This is a genomic window from Streptomyces sp. NBC_01450 (assembly GCF_036227505.1).
Classification (GTDB): Bacteria; Actinomycetota; Actinomycetes; order Streptomycetales; family Streptomycetaceae; genus Streptomyces.
Map to the genome: position 1 here is coordinate 2245196 of NZ_CP109481.1, position 16899 is coordinate 2262094.

Annotated in this window: 14 protein-coding genes and 3 pseudogenes; 6 read left to right on the top strand and 11 right to left on the bottom strand. The window is 68.5% G+C overall.

The window, feature by feature from the left end; genetic code table 11:
* The first annotated feature begins 733 nt into the window (after nt 1-733).
* Nucleotides 734-1945: an IS110 family transposase gene (locus tag OG568_RS58900; protein WP_329533076.1), complete on the top strand. Its 1212-nt coding sequence runs from the start codon at nt 734-736 to the stop codon at nt 1943-1945.
* A 27-nt stretch (nt 1946-1972) separates the two neighbouring features.
* On the opposite strand, the gene OG568_RS58905 is transcribed toward OG568_RS58900, so the two are convergent.
* The 3 genes from OG568_RS58905 to OG568_RS58915 all read right to left on the bottom strand — a co-directional run bounded on the left by OG568_RS58905 (nt 1973) and on the right by OG568_RS58915 (nt 4976).
* Nucleotides 1973-2380: a hypothetical protein gene (locus tag OG568_RS58905; protein WP_329536432.1), complete on the bottom strand. Its 408-nt coding sequence runs from the start codon at nt 2378-2380 to the stop codon at nt 1973-1975.
* Nucleotides 2381-3031: 651 nt separating this feature from the next.
* Entirely contained in the window at nt 3032-3631 is a 600-nt protein-coding gene (locus OG568_RS58910) for a cysteine hydrolase family protein (protein ID WP_329538158.1), read from the bottom strand.
* A gap of 100 nt (nt 3632-3731) precedes the next feature.
* Nucleotides 3732-4976 (bottom strand): MFS transporter, encoded by a 1245-nt coding sequence (locus tag OG568_RS58915; RefSeq protein ID WP_329538159.1) that lies wholly within the window; start codon nt 4974-4976, stop codon nt 3732-3734.
* Nucleotides 4977-5116: 140 nt separating this feature from the next.
* Here OG568_RS58915 and OG568_RS58920 point away from each other — a divergent pair, with 140 nt between their 5' ends.
* On the top strand, nt 5117-6052 hold the full coding sequence (locus tag OG568_RS58920; protein ID WP_329538160.1) for a LysR family transcriptional regulator: 936 nt from the start codon (nt 5117-5119) through the stop codon (nt 6050-6052).
* Nucleotides 6053-6074: 22 nt separating this feature from the next.
* Here the strand turns inward: OG568_RS58920 and OG568_RS58925 are convergent, their stop codons facing one another.
* On the bottom strand, nt 6075-6224 hold the full coding sequence (locus OG568_RS58925; RefSeq protein WP_329538344.1) for a hypothetical protein: 150 nt from the start codon (nt 6222-6224) through the stop codon (nt 6075-6077).
* 312 nt (nt 6225-6536) lie between these two features.
* Between OG568_RS58925 and OG568_RS58930 the strand changes: the two genes are divergently transcribed.
* Both OG568_RS58930 and OG568_RS58935 read left to right on the top strand, forming a co-directional pair.
* Nucleotides 6537-7481 carry a DUF1648 domain-containing protein gene (locus tag OG568_RS58930; protein ID WP_329538161.1) on the top strand — a complete coding sequence of 315 codons (945 nt, stop codon included), beginning with the start codon at nt 6537-6539 and terminating at the stop codon, nt 7479-7481.
* A 2-nt stretch (nt 7482-7483) separates the two neighbouring features.
* Complete coding sequence (locus OG568_RS58935; RefSeq protein ID WP_266592301.1) at nt 7484-7876, top strand: GntR family transcriptional regulator; 393 nt, start codon at nt 7484-7486, stop codon at nt 7874-7876.
* Nucleotides 7877-8019: 143 nt separating this feature from the next.
* Here the strand turns inward: OG568_RS58935 and OG568_RS58940 are convergent.
* The 5 genes and pseudogenes from OG568_RS58940 to OG568_RS58960 form a co-directional block, all read right to left on the bottom strand.
* Nucleotides 8020-8621: pseudogene (locus OG568_RS58940) on the bottom strand (IS5 family transposase); the annotation flags it as partial.
* A 21-nt stretch (nt 8622-8642) separates the two neighbouring features.
* Nucleotides 8643-9131, bottom strand: coding sequence for a hypothetical protein (locus OG568_RS58945; RefSeq protein WP_329538162.1), 489 nt, complete (start codon nt 9129-9131; stop codon nt 8643-8645).
* 59 nt (nt 9132-9190) lie between these two features.
* On the bottom strand, nt 9191-9607 hold the full coding sequence (locus OG568_RS58950) for a hypothetical protein (protein WP_329538163.1): 417 nt from the start codon (nt 9605-9607) through the stop codon (nt 9191-9193).
* A gap of 142 nt (nt 9608-9749) precedes the next feature.
* Nucleotides 9750-9973, bottom strand: a pseudogene (locus OG568_RS58955) (aminoglycoside phosphotransferase); the annotation flags it as partial.
* A gap of 80 nt (nt 9974-10053) precedes the next feature.
* Nucleotides 10054-10602, bottom strand: coding sequence for a helix-turn-helix domain-containing protein (locus tag OG568_RS58960; RefSeq protein WP_329538164.1), 549 nt, complete (start codon nt 10600-10602; stop codon nt 10054-10056).
* 53 nt (nt 10603-10655) lie between these two features.
* On the opposite strand from OG568_RS58960, the gene OG568_RS58965 reads away from it, so the two are divergent.
* Nucleotides 10656-11963: an alpha/beta hydrolase gene (locus OG568_RS58965; protein WP_329538165.1), complete on the top strand. Its 1308-nt coding sequence runs from the start codon at nt 10656-10658 to the stop codon at nt 11961-11963.
* Between the two features lie 223 nt (nt 11964-12186).
* Nucleotides 12187-12849: pseudogene (locus tag OG568_RS58970) on the top strand (IS110 family transposase); the annotation flags it as partial.
* A gap of 337 nt (nt 12850-13186) precedes the next feature.
* Here OG568_RS58970 and OG568_RS58975 read toward each other — a convergent pair.
* Both OG568_RS58975 and OG568_RS58980 read right to left on the bottom strand, forming a co-directional pair.
* Nucleotides 13187-13897, bottom strand: a complete 711-nt coding sequence (locus OG568_RS58975) for a hypothetical protein (RefSeq protein WP_329538167.1) — start codon at nt 13895-13897, stop codon at nt 13187-13189.
* The gene (locus OG568_RS58980; RefSeq protein WP_329538169.1) at nt 13870-16893 is read right to left on the bottom strand and encodes a hypothetical protein; all 3024 of its coding nucleotides are present in this window, start codon (nt 16891-16893) and stop codon (nt 13870-13872) included. The genes OG568_RS58975 and OG568_RS58980 overlap by 28 nt, the downstream gene beginning before the upstream one ends.
* Nucleotides 16894-16899: the final 6 nt, after the last annotated feature.

Sequence of the window (16899 nt, forward strand, 5' to 3'; positions counted from 1 at the left end):
GGCCCGGCACGGCCCGGAGAACGCGCGGAACTGCGCCGCCTCGAAGCTGATTTGCGCGCTGCCGTCGTCGTCGGCGAGATACACGACCGCCACGCCGTCCAGGATCACGCCGGGAGGCAGGCGCATGGCGGCCACGGCCAGGTCCATCCAGAGCGCGGTGACGTCGCGGCCGGTACGGGACTGCAGCCGGACACCGTCCTCGGTCCGCCACAGCACGGTCCTGTGGCCGTCGTTCTCCAGACTTTGATGTGTCTCATGAAACACATGCCAGACCGACACGACGGCGCCTGGGCGTGTGCGTCTCAGCCCGCGTCTTCTCGGAGAGGAGTTCTGATGGCGAGGTCCTCGTCGAGCTTCACGATCAAGGCGTCGGCCAGGGACGGGGCGTAACGGACAGTCCACGCCTCGGGCCTCTCCCGTTGCAGCTCTCCACGCAGCGGCTCTCGCTCGCTCCTCACGCTGCCGTTCACCCCCGTTATGTTTTTCGCGGTCCTGCAAGAGGGCCGCTGGCCTCCGGGCCCGGTATGACTTTTGCCCCCTGTCGAAGGCATGACCTGGGGGGTGGTGTCGCCGGGCCTGGGAGGTGCCGTCGGAGACGCTGATGAGAGGTCCGGCCACCGCCCGGTCCGGCGCAATGCCGGACAGCTCGCGGGCGGCAGGTCTGCATAACGTGGATGCGCGCGTACGACACCACCGCCGAGGCCGGCACGTTCAACACCCTGGGAAGGGCGCGATGTTCGACCCCGAAGACGTGGGCGTGTTCCTCGGCCTGGACGTCGGCAAGAGTGCTCATCACGGCCACGGGCTCACCCCGGCCGGGAAGAAGGTCCTCGACAAGCAGCTGCCCAACAGCGAGCCGAAGCTGCGGGCCGTCTTCGACAAGCTCAAGGCCAAGTTCGGCACCGTCCTGGTGATCGTGGACCAGCCCGCCTCCATCGGCGCCCTCCCGCTCACCGTGGCCCGGGACGCGGGCTGCAAGGTCGCCTACCTGCCCGGACTGGCCATGCGCCGGATCGCCGACCTCTACCCGGGCGAGGCCAAGACCGACGCGAAGGATGCCGCGGTCATCGCGGACGCCGCCCGCACCCTGCCGCACACCCTGCGCTCGCTGGAACTCACCGACGAGATCACCGCCGAACTGACCGTGCTCGTGGGCTTCGACCAGGACCTTGCCGCCGAGGCCACCCGCACTTCCAACCGGATACGCGGCCTGCTCACCCAGTTCCACCCGTCGCTGGAACGCGTCCTGGGCCCGCGTCTGGACCACCAGGCCGTCACCTGGCTGCTGGAGCGCTACGGCTCCCCGACCGCCCTGCGCAAAGCCGGCCGCCGCAGGCTCGTCGAGCTCATCCGGCCCAAGGCCCCGCGCATGGCCGCCCGGCTGATCGACGACGTCTTCGACGCGTTGGACGAACAGACCGTCGTGGTCCCGGGGACCGGCACCCTCGACATCGTCGTGCCCTCCCTGGCCCGCTCGCTCGCCGCGGTCCACGAACAACGCCGGGCCCTGGAAGCCCAGATCAACGCCCTGCTGGAGGCACACCCTCTTTCCCCGGTCCTGACATCGATGCCCGGCGTCGGCGTCAGGACCGCCGCCGTCCTGCTGGTCACCGTCGGCGACGGCACCAGCTTCCCCACCGCAGCCCACCTCGCCTCCTACGCCGGACTTGCCCCGACCACGAAGTCGTCGGGCACCTCGATCCACGGCGAACACGCACCACGAGGCGGAAACCGGCAGCTCAAACGCGCCATGTTCCTCTCCGCCTTCGCCTGCATGAACGCCGATCCCGCCTCCCGCACCTACTACGACCGATGCCGGGCCCGCGGAAAGACCCACACCCAAGCCCTCCTCCGCCTCGCCCGCCAACGCATCAGCGTCCTGTTCGCCATGCTCCGCGACGGCACCTTCTACGAACCCCGCGTCCCCCAGGCGACGGCTGCATGAACCAGTCCACAGGAAGGCTGACGCAGATCAACACCATGGGTCGTCTGCCCATGCCGAGATATCTGCGGCCCCCCGACGGACAGCTTCTTCCGGGTCCCGGGCGAGCTTCCCGCAGGCCGCTGCGACGTCCGGCACACCGCCCGGTCCCACGAGCGCGTCATGCACCCCGGTCTGCAGCCACTCGGCCTGGTTGTCGTCAGCCTCGGCAACCGCGAGAGCGATAAGCCTTATGGCGGCCACCGTCCCCACCCGGGTCAAAGCCTCTGCCGTCTGCCGGGTCACCGCCGTGTCCTCGACGTCCAGCAGCAGCCCCACCAACGCTTCCGCAGCCTCAGAAACATCAGCGAAGGAAGCAAGGTCACGCCCGGCACGAACACGCTGGGTCCACGAAGGAGACGACGCCTCAGCCAAGGCTGCCTCCAACCCACTCGTCATCTCTGGCACGACCAGACAGTCTCACGCCCCACAGAGAAGATCGAACCCCGGGCAGAGGCTGCCCAGACGCTTGACGAAGAACATAGAGGCACCCCCCCAGCATGTCGTCGATCTGACGGGTCCGGCGGAGAACGTCCAGCCGGTCCAGGGGTGTTCGGTCCCGGCCGGGAGAGCAGGAGAGCGAGTGAGACCCCGGCCGGCGCGCTCAGGGTAGCGGTGCGCCCCATGTACTGTAGGCGCCCGTCGGTGTCGTACCTGCCCAGCACCAGAGCACGGGGTGCGGCCATACTTCCGGTGACCGCGCCGACGATGGTTTCGGTCGTCTCGTACGGCTTGCACTTCAGCTACCCCCGCATGCCCGGCTGATAGGTGTCGGTGGTCGACGGACACAGCGTGAACGGTGTGGTCAGTTGGAGGGCGGTGAACGCGGACTCCAGGGCAGCCCGTCGCCGCTGAGCCGTGCGGTGACGTTTGCACTGGGCACCGGCTCGTAGGGTGCCGGGAGTCAGCACGCCGGCGGAGAGCGTGGCGGTGGGTGCGGTAGGCGGCTGGTGGGAGCTCCGGGCTGCTGCTGGTCCGGCACGGGGGTGCGGGTGGGCCGCCGCACGGGTGGGTGCGGCGACCGCAGGTGGGATCGGCTCGTGGTTCGGGTCAGTCAGTCCGGAGCAGGGCGTGCAGCTCAGCGGTGTCGATGATGTGGGCCCGTGAGGGGAAGACTTTGTGGAGCAGGACGTTGTGGACTTCGGTGTCCGGGTCGGCGACGCCGTCGGACAGGACGTAGAGCTGGTAGTCGCGGTCAGCCGCGTCGATGACGGTGGACAGGACGGCGCCGCTGGTGCTGATGCCGGAGACGACCAAAGTGGTGATGCCGCGCTCGCGCAGTTGCTGGTCGAGGTCGGTGGTGGACATACCGCCGTAGCGGATTTTGCGCACGGTGATGTCGCCGTCCTGGGGAGCCAGGCGCTCGTGGATGGCGGTGGCAGGGTCCTCGCGGTGCATGACGCGGTGTTGGGCCAGCGGGGCGAAGGACTTGTTGGCGGCCGGGATCGCATCCCAGTCGGCGTCGGTGAAGCCGACGCGTACGTAGGCGATGGTGCCGCCGTTTGTGCGAACGTCGGCGATGGCCCCTTCCATGCGATCGAGCAGGGCTTCGCGGTTTCCGTCTTCGGGCAGAACGGCCAGGATCGCGGGTTGGTAGTCCATGACGAGAAGTGCGGTGTGCGCGGGGTCAAGTGCGGGGGCAGCGCTCACGTGAGTGTTCTCCTGGCTGGTGGTGTGCGCCCGGTCGAGGCGGACGCGTATCGGCGGACCAGCTGCGGCCTGCGGGGCTTCAGCGGCGAGTTGCGGTGTGTCATGAGTGGCTACGAGCCAGTTCCGGCTCGTGCTGCGGCGTGTGGTCGTCGCGGGGAAGCAGGAGCGGGGTGGTCAGGATGAGCAGTCCCGCGACGGTGAGAGCGGTGCGTGGGCTGGTGACGTCGGCGAGCAGCCCGGCGAGCGCGGTGAGGATGGCGATGGATGCCTGCTGGCCGATCGACCAGGCCGACAGGGTGCGTGCGACGAGATGTTTGGGGGTGTGTTCGAGCCGGTAGGTGGCGAGCACCGGGGTGTACAGGCTCATGTTGATGATGATCGCCAGTTCGACGGCCATCACGGTGACGAGGCCGACGATGCCGGGACGGACGAAGGCCAGGCCGATCAGCCAGATGGCGCGCAGGGTGCCGACGGTCCGGAAGACCCAGTGCCGGCCGAAGCGGGCCACGACACGGCGGGCCAGCCGGGAGCCGATGAGGCCGCCGACGCAGGGGGCGGCGAAGGCGAGGCCGTACTGCCAAGGTGGGAACCCGAGCTGGCGCAGGAGTAGCACGGCCAGCAGTGGCTCGGTGGCCATGATCAGACCGCCGACGAGCATTTGGTTGAGGTAGAGCGCCCGCAAACCGGGATGGCGCCGGATGTGTCGCCAGCCGTCAAGCACTGCGCCCGCCCGGACCGAGCTCTTATCGGTTGTTCGCGGCGCTTCTTCTCGGCCGCGAATCGCGGTGATGCCCAGCGCGGAGAACAGGTAGCTGAGCGCGTCGGCCACCACGGTGGTGACCGGCCCGAACAGACCGATCGCCGCCCCGCCCAGCGGTGGCCCGACCGCGATGGAGCTCCAGTTCGTGGACTCGAACCGCGCGTTGGCGACGAGCAGGTCATCCGGCCGGACGAGGGCCTTGAGGTAGGCGCCGCTGGCCGCGTTGAACGCGATCTTGGCTGCGGCGACCACGGCCGAGATCACAAGCAGCTGGACGAAACTCAGCCGACCGAAGGCGTAGGCGACCGGGATCGTCGCCATGGCCGCAAACCGGGTCAGGTCCATCATGATCATGACTGGGCGCTTGCGCCTGAACTCCACCCACGGCGCGAGTGGCACCGCGATCAGCGCGCCCGCCGCAGGCCCCACCGCGGACAGCGCGGACACCTCAGCGGGGCCGGCATGCAACACCAGCACGGCGATCAGCGGCAATGCCCCGAATCCCAGCCCGGACCCGTACGCGCTCACCGCGTATGCCGCCCACAGCCAGCCGAACTGCCGGCCCAACGGTCTCCTGCCCATCATGCTCAGCGCGCTCCCCTTGGCGAACCACAAGAACAAACCGACGTTGATCTGTGAGAGCTAAGCGGGCTGGAGAACAGCAGGTCAAACAACTGTCATGCAAGATATCCACAACCATCCGTTGTTCACTAAGGTGGGTCGGCGTGGATCTCGAAGCAGTACGTACCTTCGTCGCCGTCGCGGAAGCGGGCCAGTTCCAGAAAGCCGCCGCCGACCTGTCGATCACCCAGCAGGCTGTCTCCAAGCGCATGGCTGGGCTGGAGCGCGATCTCGGCGTGCGGCTGTTCACCCGCACGCCGCGCGGTGCCGAGCCGACCATCGACGGGCAGGCGTTCCTGCCCCACGCGCGCGAGCTGCTGCGCGTCGAGGAACGCGCGGTCGCCTCCGTGCGCACCGGCCGCCGTCCGCTGCGCGTCGACGTGATCGCCTCGCGCGTCGCGCCATCGGGCTTGATGCGCGCCTTCCACCACGCGCACCCCGAGATCGACCTCGACGTGGTGATGCTGTTCGACGTCGAGACGGCCGTCGCCGCCATCCGGTCCGGTGCGATCGACGCCTCCTTCCGTGCCGTCGCCATGCCCGGCCGGCCCCTCCCCGAGGACATCGAGTCCGTCCGGGTGCTCGACGAGCCGCACCAGCTCCTCACTGGACCCGCCCACGCGCTGGCCCGCGCCCGGTCGGTGACCGTCGCCCAGCTCGCAGGCCACCGGATCTGGATGCCTGGCATCGTTCCCGGAACCGAGTGGGCCGCCTACTACGACGCCCTCGTCGCCGAGTTCGGCCTCACCATCGAGGCAACCGGCCCCAACTTCGGCTCCGACGCGCTCCTCGACACCGTCGCCGACACCCCGACCCTGGCCACCTTCACGACCGCGCAGACCCGCCTGGTCTGGCCCGCCGGCCACGGCCTGCGCCGCATCCCGGTGACCGACCCAACACCCGTCTACCCGCACGCGCTCCTCTGGCACCGCGACAACCCCCACCCGGCGCTGGCCACCCTCCGCGCCCACCTCGCCGCCACAGCGGCTGACCACGATGCCGCCGGGACCTGGAGGCCGGGCTGGGTGATTCCGCGCTGAGAGGTCGTTGTCTCCCGTTGCTTCATCCCGTGATGCGGATTTGATCCGGTGATGTCGGGTCGCGCCAGGAGATGGTGGCTTCGCCGGTGAGGCGCCAGGCCCTCAGGGCCGGCTCGATCAAGTCCCAGCGGGCATCGGACGGATCACTCGGATACGGACGTCTCTCGGTCATGACCTGGGCATACCGTGCCGAGCCGAGTGCGCCCAGGCGTGCGTCTTCAGTCGTGGAAGCACGGCCTGGACCAGGGCGTCCAGGAATGAGACAGGCGCAAGCCGCATCCCACCCCAGGCGTCACACCGTCCAACTCTCGGGCCTCCACCGCACCGACCGCCTCACCGGCATCGAATCCCCACGACTCGCAAGGTAGCCGATACCAGAGCAACGAAGGTGAAAACGACCTCTCGGCGCCTGTTTCCGAACTCTCTGTTGAAGGTAGAGTGTCATTGTTCTACTTGAATGAGAACAATGATGTGAGGGAGTCAGATGACCGCCACCCGCAGGTGCGCCCTGACGGCCGTTCCGTTCGGCATCGCTACTGCCGCCTACATCGGTATCTTTCTGGCAAGCTACGACCGGCTGCCCGGGAGGATCGCCACCCATTTCTCGGGGGATGGCGGGGCTGACGGCTTCATGAGCCGGACCGCCGCACTGTGGTTCGGCGGTGGTCTGCTCCTTGGTCTTGGACTGCTGTTCACCGTCCTGACCCTGGTCTCCAAGGAGAGTTCGGGGTCGAGGCTGACCGTGGCGGTCGGCGCTGGCACTGCCGTCACGCTCGGCTATGCGCTGATCCTCACCGTCCTTGTCAACACGGACGTCCAGGACCCGGCTGATGTGCAACTGCCGATGTGGCATGTGGCCGTGCTGCTGCTCGCGGGCGTGGCTACCGGCGCGCTGGCCTGGTGGTTGATGAGCGCCGGGCCGCGCCCCGCGCCCGCGCCACCGACCCCCTCGCTGCCGCTGGCCGAGGGCGAGGCCGCGGTCTGGAGCCGCACCATGATCTCCCGCGCACTGCTGTTACCGGCCGGCGCCGTCACGCTCAGCGGGCTGTTCTTCGTGGCGTTCGGTCCGTGGCAGGCAGGACTGCTGTCGCTCGTCCTTGGCATGACCTGCGCACTGTTCGCCGGTGTCCGGGTTACCGTCGACCGGCGCGGACTCATGGTTGCCTCGACGGTCTTGCCCAGGCCCCGGCTGGCCCTGCCGCTCGGCAGCATCGTCAGTGCCAGCAGCATCCAGGTCAACGCCATGGGGGACTTCGGCGGCTGGGGCTATCGGATACGCCCGAACCGACGGGGCGTGGTGTTGCGTTCGGGGGAGGCGCTCTCGGTCCGCACGGTGGGGAAACGCGAATACGTCGTCACCGTCGACGACTCGACTACCGCGGCCGCGCTGCTCAACGGCTTGGTCAATCGTCACGTGGAGCGTGAGTAGGGATGCTGTTTCGGGTGCTTTCCGGCTCTCCCGTGCCGCTGGGCGAGCAGATCGCCGCCTGTGTACGGGGGGCAATCGCCAACGGCACGGCGGCCCCCGGTGAGCGACTGCCGCCTGCCCGCCAGGTCGCCGAGTCGCTGGGCGTCAACGTGCACACGGTTCTGCGCGGTTACCAGCGACTGCGTGACGAGGGCTTGATCGAGCTACGCCGTGGCCGGGGCGCGGTGATCACCGCGGCGCCCGGCGTCGCGGACCAGGCCCGGCTCACCGAGGCCGTGCACGGCCTCATTACCCAGGCGCGCGAGCTCGGTCTCACGGACCAGGAGCTCCTGGCCATGGTCAACAACTGCCTGGCCAGCGAACTCGTCACCACGCCACCGGCCCCTGGAGACTGAACGCCTCCGGCTTGGGTTTCTGCCTCCCGTTGGAGAGTCGAGGGGCCGGGAACGCTGTGAGAGCTGGGTGTCGGTGGTCCGGGCGACCGTCAGTACCTGTCGCCCTCGCAGAATGTGGGCTGCCCTGTCCGGCGGGACTGCCTGCGGGTGATGCGCCAGGTCACGAGCGTGATCGCGGCCCAAGTGAGCAGTGACTCCGAGTGCTGGACGAGTCGTTCGTTGTCGCGGGCATGGCGGCGGGCGTGCATGATCCAAGCGAGCGACCGCTCGACCACCCAGCGGCGGGGCAGGATGACGAATCCTGGTGTGTTCGGCGGCCGGCTGACGGTCTTGAGGGTCAGGTTCAGGTGCTTCTTCGCCCAGGTTACGAGCTGTCCGGCATAGCTGGAGTCGGCCCAGACGACGGTAGTTTCCGGGTACGTCAGCGCGGCCGGAACAGGACTTCCTCGGCCGCGTCGCGGTCGGTCATATCGGCCGGGGTGACCATGACGAACAACGGCAGGCCCTTGGTGTCCACGACCAGGTGGCGCTTGCGGCCGTTGATTTTCTTCGCGCCGTCGTAGCCGCGTGAGTCCTTACCGACCGTCTCCGCGGCCTTCACCGACTGGGAGTCGATGACGGTGGCGACCGCGCCCGGGGCCCGGCCCATCTCGCGTCGGATGCGCTTGCGGAGCTGGTCGCGGATCTGGCCGATCACACCGGCGGCGACCCAGCGGGCCATGAAGCCGTAGCAGGTGCACCGGGGCGTTCTGTGGAATCAGAGACGTCAAGCGGTGTGCTTGTGGATCACGCCGAGGTAGAGGCGTCCACGATGGGGCACGTGGTCGTTACGGCCAGGTGTGAAGAACACCGCGCAGACGTTGGCGGGTTGGGAAATGATGCTGGACTGCTCTCCGAACGTGAGGCGGCCGTTGATGTCGTGGCGGCAGTCGACTGCGTCAAGGCCGGCGATCAGGTCTTCTCGGAGCACTGTGGACGGGTAGGACTCTGAGTCTGGCAAGACCAGGGGCGGCAACTTGGTTGTCGATCCCGGCCGGAGACTGATCGAGATTCCGCTTACAAGGCGCTGGGTGATGGACAGCTCCAGGCCGTTCCAGGAGTAGGGGTAGCCGTCGATGTCTGGTCTCATCCGGATGGCGGGGTGCGGGCGTCCTGGCCCCAGGAGATCCTCGGCCTGGGTCAGGGGCATGCCGCAGTGAAGCGGGCCGATACGGCCGGTCCGGGCGAAGTCGACGAGCACGTTCATCAAGGTCACGACGGTGACTCTGGCATCTTCTCGTGCTGTCCCACATCTGGATAATGTTCGAGGGGTCCTCAGCACGGCTCCCCAGGTCGGCACGATCGGGTGCGGGTGGTGAGGTCGATGACCGGCAGCAGTGTCGCGGGGGCGCCGATCTGGCTGGGCGACGGCCCTGCGGGGGTAGGACTGTCGGCGAGTTGGTCGAGGAGCTTGTCGAGGGCGGTCTGCCCGTTGTCGACGGCGGCGCGTTCATCGTCGGTGAGCGGGATATTGGCCAGCATCTTCTGCAGGTTGTCTTTCGCCTCCGGCAGTCGGCCCTTGCTGGATTCCTTCGGGTTGTAGAAGTCGCAGCGCGCGCAGGCCATTCGGTGCTGGCACTGTTCGAAGAAGGTGTAGGTGCACCAGGCGTGGCCGAGGTCGTAGTACTGCCAGGGCTCGCCGCCGGCGGCGGCACCGGAGGCGACCGCCTCGCGGGAATGGATCTGCTGCATTCCCTGGTTCAGTTTCTCTGCGCGGTCGCGGCCTGAGAGATGGGTGTAGGTCAGCCAGGCGTACGACGACGGCCCGCTGTCTGAAGGCCGCTGTTGTCCAGCTGCGCGCCGAGATTGTCGGAGGAGGATCGTCGCTCCGTGCCTACACCAAACCGCCTATCAGAACACGATCAAGCGCTGCCCGGCCGACGGGTCCCCATGTCGGCTTGCAGCCAGGAAGGCCCCGATCTCCGTTCTGGCCCATCAACATGAGGAACAGGCTTTTCAGAGCAGCCAGCCCGCAGGAAGGATGACCCACGCGGCCGCGAGGTCCCACGCCGGATCGCCGGCGAACAGGGCACCGAAGTCGATCACGCCAGAGAGCGTCCTAAGATCTGGTTCACCGCGAGCGGTGGTGTCCCTCCTTGGCGGGCGGTTGGGGTGAGCCGCTGAGCGGGGGGTGTCGGCTACAGCGGGTCCTGCTGTTCGGCCTGTTCGGCGGGGAAGAGAATGGGGCTGAGGAGGTAGCGGGTGCGTTCCCGCGAGGGTTCGTTGGCGAGGAGGGGCGCGATGGCGGCTTGCATCGCGCTGATCAGTGCTACGAGCTCGTCCTTGTTGAGCCAGATCGCGTGCTGCCGATAGCCGACGAGGTCGTCCACGGGGTCACTGCCTTCGCGCTCCAGGTAAGCGCCGAACTCCGCGACCAAGGCGGCCATGGCGGCAGCGAATGCCCGTTCGTGGTGCTGCGGGGTGAGTGCGCGCGCGGTTTCCGTGTCGACGCCCGCGCGTTCCTGCCGTAGCCGGTAGCGGCGTTCGACGGCGCCCCGCACTCGCCGTTCGTCGGCGATGTCGAGGATGCCGCCCGCTGCGAGAAGGTCGACGTGCCGGTAGACGGTCGCCTTGGACACGTCCGGGATCAGAGCGCACAACTGGCCGGTGGTCAGGGCTCGCCCGCCGCGCAGTGCGTGGACCACGCGGAGGCGGACAGGATGCGCCAGGAGTTCCAAGGTGTCCATCACCCCACTTTCTCACGCATGCTACCTTTCTCAAATCTAAGAAAGGTGGGGGGATGCAGACTGCGGAGGAAACCGCCGTGCTGGTGGTCGAGTGGGCCCGCGATGGCCGATTCAGGGAGATCGCCGCACTGTTCGCCCCGCCGTTGCGTGCTGCGCTGAGCGCCCAGACCCTTCAGGCAGCCTGGCTCGCCGAGACCGCGGGAACCGGTCCGGTCACGGGCCTCGGTGAACCGTTGAGCGAGAGCCTGCGGCCGGACCTGATCCGTGTCAGCGTTCCCGTGGTCTGCGAGCGGGGACAGTTCACCGCCGTGATGTCGGTCGACTCCGCCGGCCTGCTGAACGGGCTGCGCCTCGCGCCCCCTGTCTGCGAACCGTGGACGGTGCCTTCCTACGCGGATCCGGATACCTTCGAGGAGCACGACGTCACGGTCGGAGTCGGCGCTCTCTCAGTGGCCGGCACCGTCACCGTTCCGCGCGGCGACGGCCCATGGCCCGGGGTCGTGCTTCTGAGCGGCGGAGGTCCCTTCGACCGGGACGCGACCAGCGGTTCCAACAAGCCCCTGAAGGACATCGCCTGGGGTCTGGCCAGCCGCGGCGTGGCGGTGCTGCGCTACGACAAGGTGACCTTCACACACGCGGCGGAGGTGGCTGCCGCGGACGATTTCACGATGACACGCGAGTACCTGCCCTATGCCGTCGCCGCCGTGCGTCTGCTCCAGGAGGAGGCGTGCGTCGATTCCAGCCGGGTGTTCGTCGCCGGGCACAGCATGGGGGGCAAGGTCGCCCCACGGGTCGCCGAGACCGAGCCGTCCGTCGCGGGCGTCGTGGTCCTGGCGGGTGACGCCGAGCCCATGCACCGGGCGGCCGTCCGGGTCGTGGGCCACCTCGCCGCCCTCGACCCCGGCCCGCACTCCGAGGCGGTCCTTGCGGAGATCACCCGACAGGCCGCGACCGTCGAGACCGCCCTGTCACCCCGTACACCCCGGGAGGAACTGCCCTTCGGCCTTCCTGCCTCGTACTGGCTGGACCTGCGCTCCTATGACCCGGTCGCCACCGCCGCCCGCCTGGACAAGCCGCTGCTGATCCTCCAGGGCGGCCGCGACTATCAGGTCACCGTCGAGCACGACTTGTCCCTCTGGCGAGAGGGACTGACCGGGCGTCCGGACGTCACCATCCAGATCCACGAAACCGACGACCACCTCTTCTTCCCAGGGACCGGACCGTCGACGCCCGCCGGGTACACGGCACCTCAGCACGTCGACGCGGCGGTCATCACGGATGTCGCCGCATGGCTGGACGGCCAGCTTCAGCGCGAACCCAGCAAGCGGGCGGAAACGCCCCAGGCGAACCAGATCACCTGAGCCCGTCGGATCCCCTGCGGCGACGCCCGTTCCGGGCGGAAAACGGGTGTGGTTGCTGCCTGTCGACGCCGTCTTGTCTGTGACCTTCGAGGTCGTAACCGAGCCGGGCGCGGGGAGCCAGTCATCGGGCGCCTTCAGTGTCGCTTCGAGCACGCGGATGAGATTCCTCCACCAGCCCTTTGGCTCCCACAGGCGGCAGCCGCCCGGGAGTTGAGGGAGGGCAGTGGTGCTGGAAGAGACGCAGGACACCGAGGAGATCATCGAGCGGGTTGCCGCGCTGGACATCGGCAAGGCCGAGGTCGTGTGCTGCACCCGGGTGCCCCGTGAAGGGTCCCCGGGGCGACGCATGCAGGACGTCGCGGCCTACCCGACCATGACCCGTTCCCTGCTGGGCACGTGCGGCCACCTGCGCTGTCTGGGGGTGACCCGGGTGGTCATGGATGCCACGTCCGACTACTGGCGGCCCGCGTTCTACCTCCTGGAGGCCGTCGGCTTCGAGGTATGGCTGGTCAACGCCAGGGACGTCAAGCATCTGCCGGGCAGGCCCAAGACGGACAAGCTCGACGCGGTCCGGCTGGCCAAGATCGCTGAACGGCAGATGATCCGCCCCAGCTTCGTCCTGCCACGCGAGATCCGCGCGCTGCGGGACCTGACCCACTACCGCACCGACCTGGTGGCCGCACGCACCAGCGAGAAGCAGCGCGTGGAGAAGCTTCTGGAGGACGCCCAGATCAAGGTCACCGCGGTGGCCACCGACATCTTCGGCCCCTCCGGGCGGAACATGCTCGCCGCGCTGATCGCCGGCGAGCGCGACCCCAAGGCGCTGGCCCAGTGCGCCCGCCGCCTGCGCGCCAAACTCGCCGAGCTGGAGGAGGCGTTCACCGGTCGGCGCCCGACCCTGGATCTGGGGCAGACCCGCACCGCCCACCAGGCGTTTACGCCGCCGCTATGTGTACTTCCTTTGAGGAATCCAGCAATAGGGGCATCACGACAAGCTCACCGCCCACCTGCGGGCGGCTGGCCTCGGTGCGATTGCCGACCTGGGGTTCGTCGGCCTCGACGACAGCGGCCCGGACACCGATCCGGCGGCGATCACCGGTTACAAGGCCGCCCGGAACCGACCCCTGACTCCTCCGTGACCTGCAACTTCACGATGAACAGTGCTCATCGGTGGGGGTCGGCCCCCGGCCGCTGATGCGGACGGGGGCCGGGGGCGGGGCGGGTCAGGAGTTATCCGCGGTTCCGCCGCCGAAGATCTTCAGGTGCTCGGAGTCGGTCAGTCTGTTCACGAACATGACGAGTTTTCCGGTGGTGAGGATGCCGCTGACGGTGGCCTCCTTCTTCTTCGCGTACAGGGTGTCGGTCTCCTTCTTGGCCTGGTCGAACCAAGTGGTCGCCTTGTCCGGGTCGGTGCCCGGGGCGTCGACCGTGGCGCAGGCGCGGAGGAAGGTGGTGGTGTGGGTGTTGCCGTTCTCGGCGATGCAGTCCAGGAGAACGAGCTCGTCGGCCTTGGTGACCGTCAGGAGCAGGGACAGGCCCTTGCCGTTGTCGCCTGTGATCACTGTCTTCTTGCGGCCGCCGGGGAACTCTTCCTCCTTCGGGTCTCCGAGGGTGATGCCCCATGCCTTCGAGAGGTCGTCCAGGAACGCCTTGCCCGTATAGCCCTTGGCCATGGCCGTCGCCTCGCCCAACCTCGGCATCTCGTCGGCCGGGATCGCGTGGGTGGGCAAGGTGGCAGCCGACGGTGGTGTGAAGGAGGGGGTGGGGCTCGGCTTCGTCGGGGACGGTTTGTCCTCGGCGCCCACGACCACCGGGGGATCCTGCCGATCGTGCTTGGTGCAGGCGGTGAGCGTCAGGGCCGTCACCAACGCAGTCAGCACCAGCACCACCCCCTTGCCCCTTCCCCTCACGTACCGCTGTCGTTCAGTGCGCATGCCGTGGTGACCTTGCTGTTGTGCGGGACGAAGGCGATCGCGTCGAAGGCGACGTCGGCGTCTCCGGTTCCCGGGTCGTGTAGGTTGTCGGCCTCGATGCGGCCGCCCTTCCAGAAGGTGAAGGTGCCGAAATCGAACCAGGTGTCGCTGCCGTTGCTGCGGGTTCCTTGGTTGATGCGGCAGTAGTCTGCCTCGGCCCCCTCGGTGTTGTCGCCGGGGATGAAGTTGTACCTCACGATCGCTTCGCCGCCGTGGCTGGGCAGGTGGGCGAACACGTCGTACCGCTTGCCGGGCTGGTCGCCGGCGGGCAGGCGGGCCTGGTTGAGTTCCCAGCGGCCGGTGGCCTTGTGGAAGATGTCGCCCGCGGGGTAACTGTGGGTGAAGTAGATGTGGTTGTCGTAGCCGGCGCCGAGCTGGTGGATGTCGATCTGTGCGATGTACGGGGTGGCACGCCAGGTCGCGTCGTCGCGCTGCATGGTGATGTTGTCGCCGGTCTGGAGCGTGAACTTGCCGTCGGCGGCGCCCACGATGTCCTGGCAGCCGTAGGTGTTCTCGTGCTCGCCCAGGTCGTCGACGATGAGGGCTGTCTCGTCGTCGTTCGGGTAGTCGATGCACGGTCCGTGGTCGTATTTGCTCTCCAGTGCCGGTTCACCCGAGCCCAGGCTGTAAGCCAGGTTCTCCGTCGATGAGTTGCCGTCCTGCTGGCCGGTGATCCAGGTGACGCTCTGGGTCCAGCGGCACTGCTCGTCCAAGGTCGGGCAGGGGGCGGCCGCGCCGGGGGTGCAGGCGTTGACGCTCGGGTCGCAGAACAGGTCGTAGCTGGTGGGGGTGTTGAGCATGACGTTGGCCAGGGGCATGTTGGGCTTCGAGTACGACGGTTCGGCGTTCCACGTCTGTTGCGGTACCTCGGCCCAGCCCAGGACCTTCTCCTGGTACGGCCAGTCGGCCGGGTGGGAGGCGTCGGCGTAGTCGAAGCGGAGGAAGGCGGCGCGGTCGGCCGGGTAGACGGAGTTGGCCGGGTTGTTGAGGAAGCCGAGGCCGGTCTTCTCCGCCGGATCCGTGTAGACACCGGAGTTGTAGCCCCACAGGGCCATGTACCAGTTCTCGATGTACTTGGAGTTGCCATTGTTGACGTTCATCCCGAGGGCCTTCAGCTGGTTCCACTTCTCGGTGAGGATGCGGAGTCCGGCCGAGATGTTGGAGGCGTAGTCGGTGGCGATCGCGCCGGCGTGAAGGGTGTCGTACGGGTCGGGCTTGGTCTCTGACATGCCGGTGGTCACCTGACCGATGCCGTATCCACAGTCGGCCTTGCTGCGGTCCGGGTAGTAGTGGATGCTCGCGCCGTTGCCGAACCAGTCGGCCTGCAGGACGTTGCCCGAGTCGCCGTAGATCGAATGCCAGGACGCCTGCTTGAAGTTGGACTCCTGGGCGAGGATGCCGAGCATGACCTGGGCGGGGACGCTGTCGCCGTCGGTCAGGCCCGCCTTGGGGAACAGGCCCTGGGGGCTGAAGGCGGGCAGGCCCGTGTCGTGCCAGTTCGCCGGGCGGGTGGTGGTGAGGTCACCGTGCACGGCCTGGTCCACGGCCCACTCGACCATGTTCGCGCTGGGCTGGAGGGCTTGGCGCTCGGGGTCGTTGCGCTCGACTGTGCAGGGCGTCTCCATGGAGAGGACAGGCCCGTACACGTCGGCTCCGCCGGAGGTCAGGCACTGGGATTCCGCGCCGCTTTCGCCGCAGGTGAGCGGGTCCACGTCGTCGCCTGTAGTGGTGACCGCCGCGGTGTACGCGGCCGGTTCCAGCGAGGTCGTGTCCGCACCCGTGGGTAGCTGCTGACTCGCGTCCACCGCGGTCGTGGCTGCCGTGCCCGTCTCGGCCGCGGTCGCCTTCACCGTGATCAGGCCGGCGCCCTCGTCCGAGGGGGAGCCCAGCTTGCTGGTGACGCCCTTCATCTGCTCCGAGAACACCGAGGTGGTCACCAGGTGGCCCTCTCGGGAGACGCCCGTGGGGCGGCCGTCGAAGGCGCGGCGGACGAGGCCGGGGGCGTGCGTGGTGTCGATGCCCGCCACGTCACCCGCGACGATGTCACCGCCCTTCGCCGGGAAGAGCTTGACCTCGCCCTCCGTGCCGGCGCCGAGTCGGGTCAGTGCCCCGCCCTGCCAGCGGGTCACGACGCTCTTGCCGTTCTGGACGGTCCCGATGTCGACGGCTCCGTTCGCCGACGCCGTAAGCGCGAACAGAGGGCCCGGTACCTTCGCCTTGACCGTGGCCTTCAGCTTCTTGCCGCTGCCGGTCAGCGTGACCACCTTGCCGCCCAGGACACCGTAGTCGCCGTGGACGGTCGGCACGACGTGGGTGAGCTGGCCCGCGATCTTCCGCTCGCTGCTGACCTGGCCCGTGGCGGCGTCGGCCTCGATGAGGGTCGTGTCGCCGAGATCGGTGTCCGTGGCGGAGCTGGAGGTGAACATCACGCGGTCGCCGTCTCCGCAGCCGGGGCTGAAGTAGGCGAGCTGCACGCCGTCGGCGACCTCGGTGACCTTGCCGTCGGAGAGGCGGATGACGGCGGCGAAGGCGCCGCGGGCGGTGGCGCCGGGTTCGTTGGTCCATGCGGAGGGCGCGTATACGGCGGCCGCGTACCGGCCGGAGCCGGTGGTGCAGACGTAGCCGGTCCACGGTCCTACGTCGGACAGCTCTCCGTTGCCCAGGCGGGCGATCTCCCGGAACGTGAAGCCGTCGCTCTCCTTGGCCGTGAGGATGTGCAGTCCGCCGGAGTCGCCCGTGGCCTGGACATCGATGTCAGTGGAGTCCGTGTAGTGGGAGCCGAGGGCCTTGCCGGGATCGGAGAAGAGCTTGCCGGAGGCGGGCGCGGCCTGCGCGGGGGTGATGGTCGTCGCCGCGGGGACTGCGGCGAGGGAGCCGGCGAGGACGCCCAGGGCCAGGACCGGGCCGGACAGGCGGGGTCTTCTGATCCGCGAGCGGAACAACCGCGATCGGTACATGGGTGC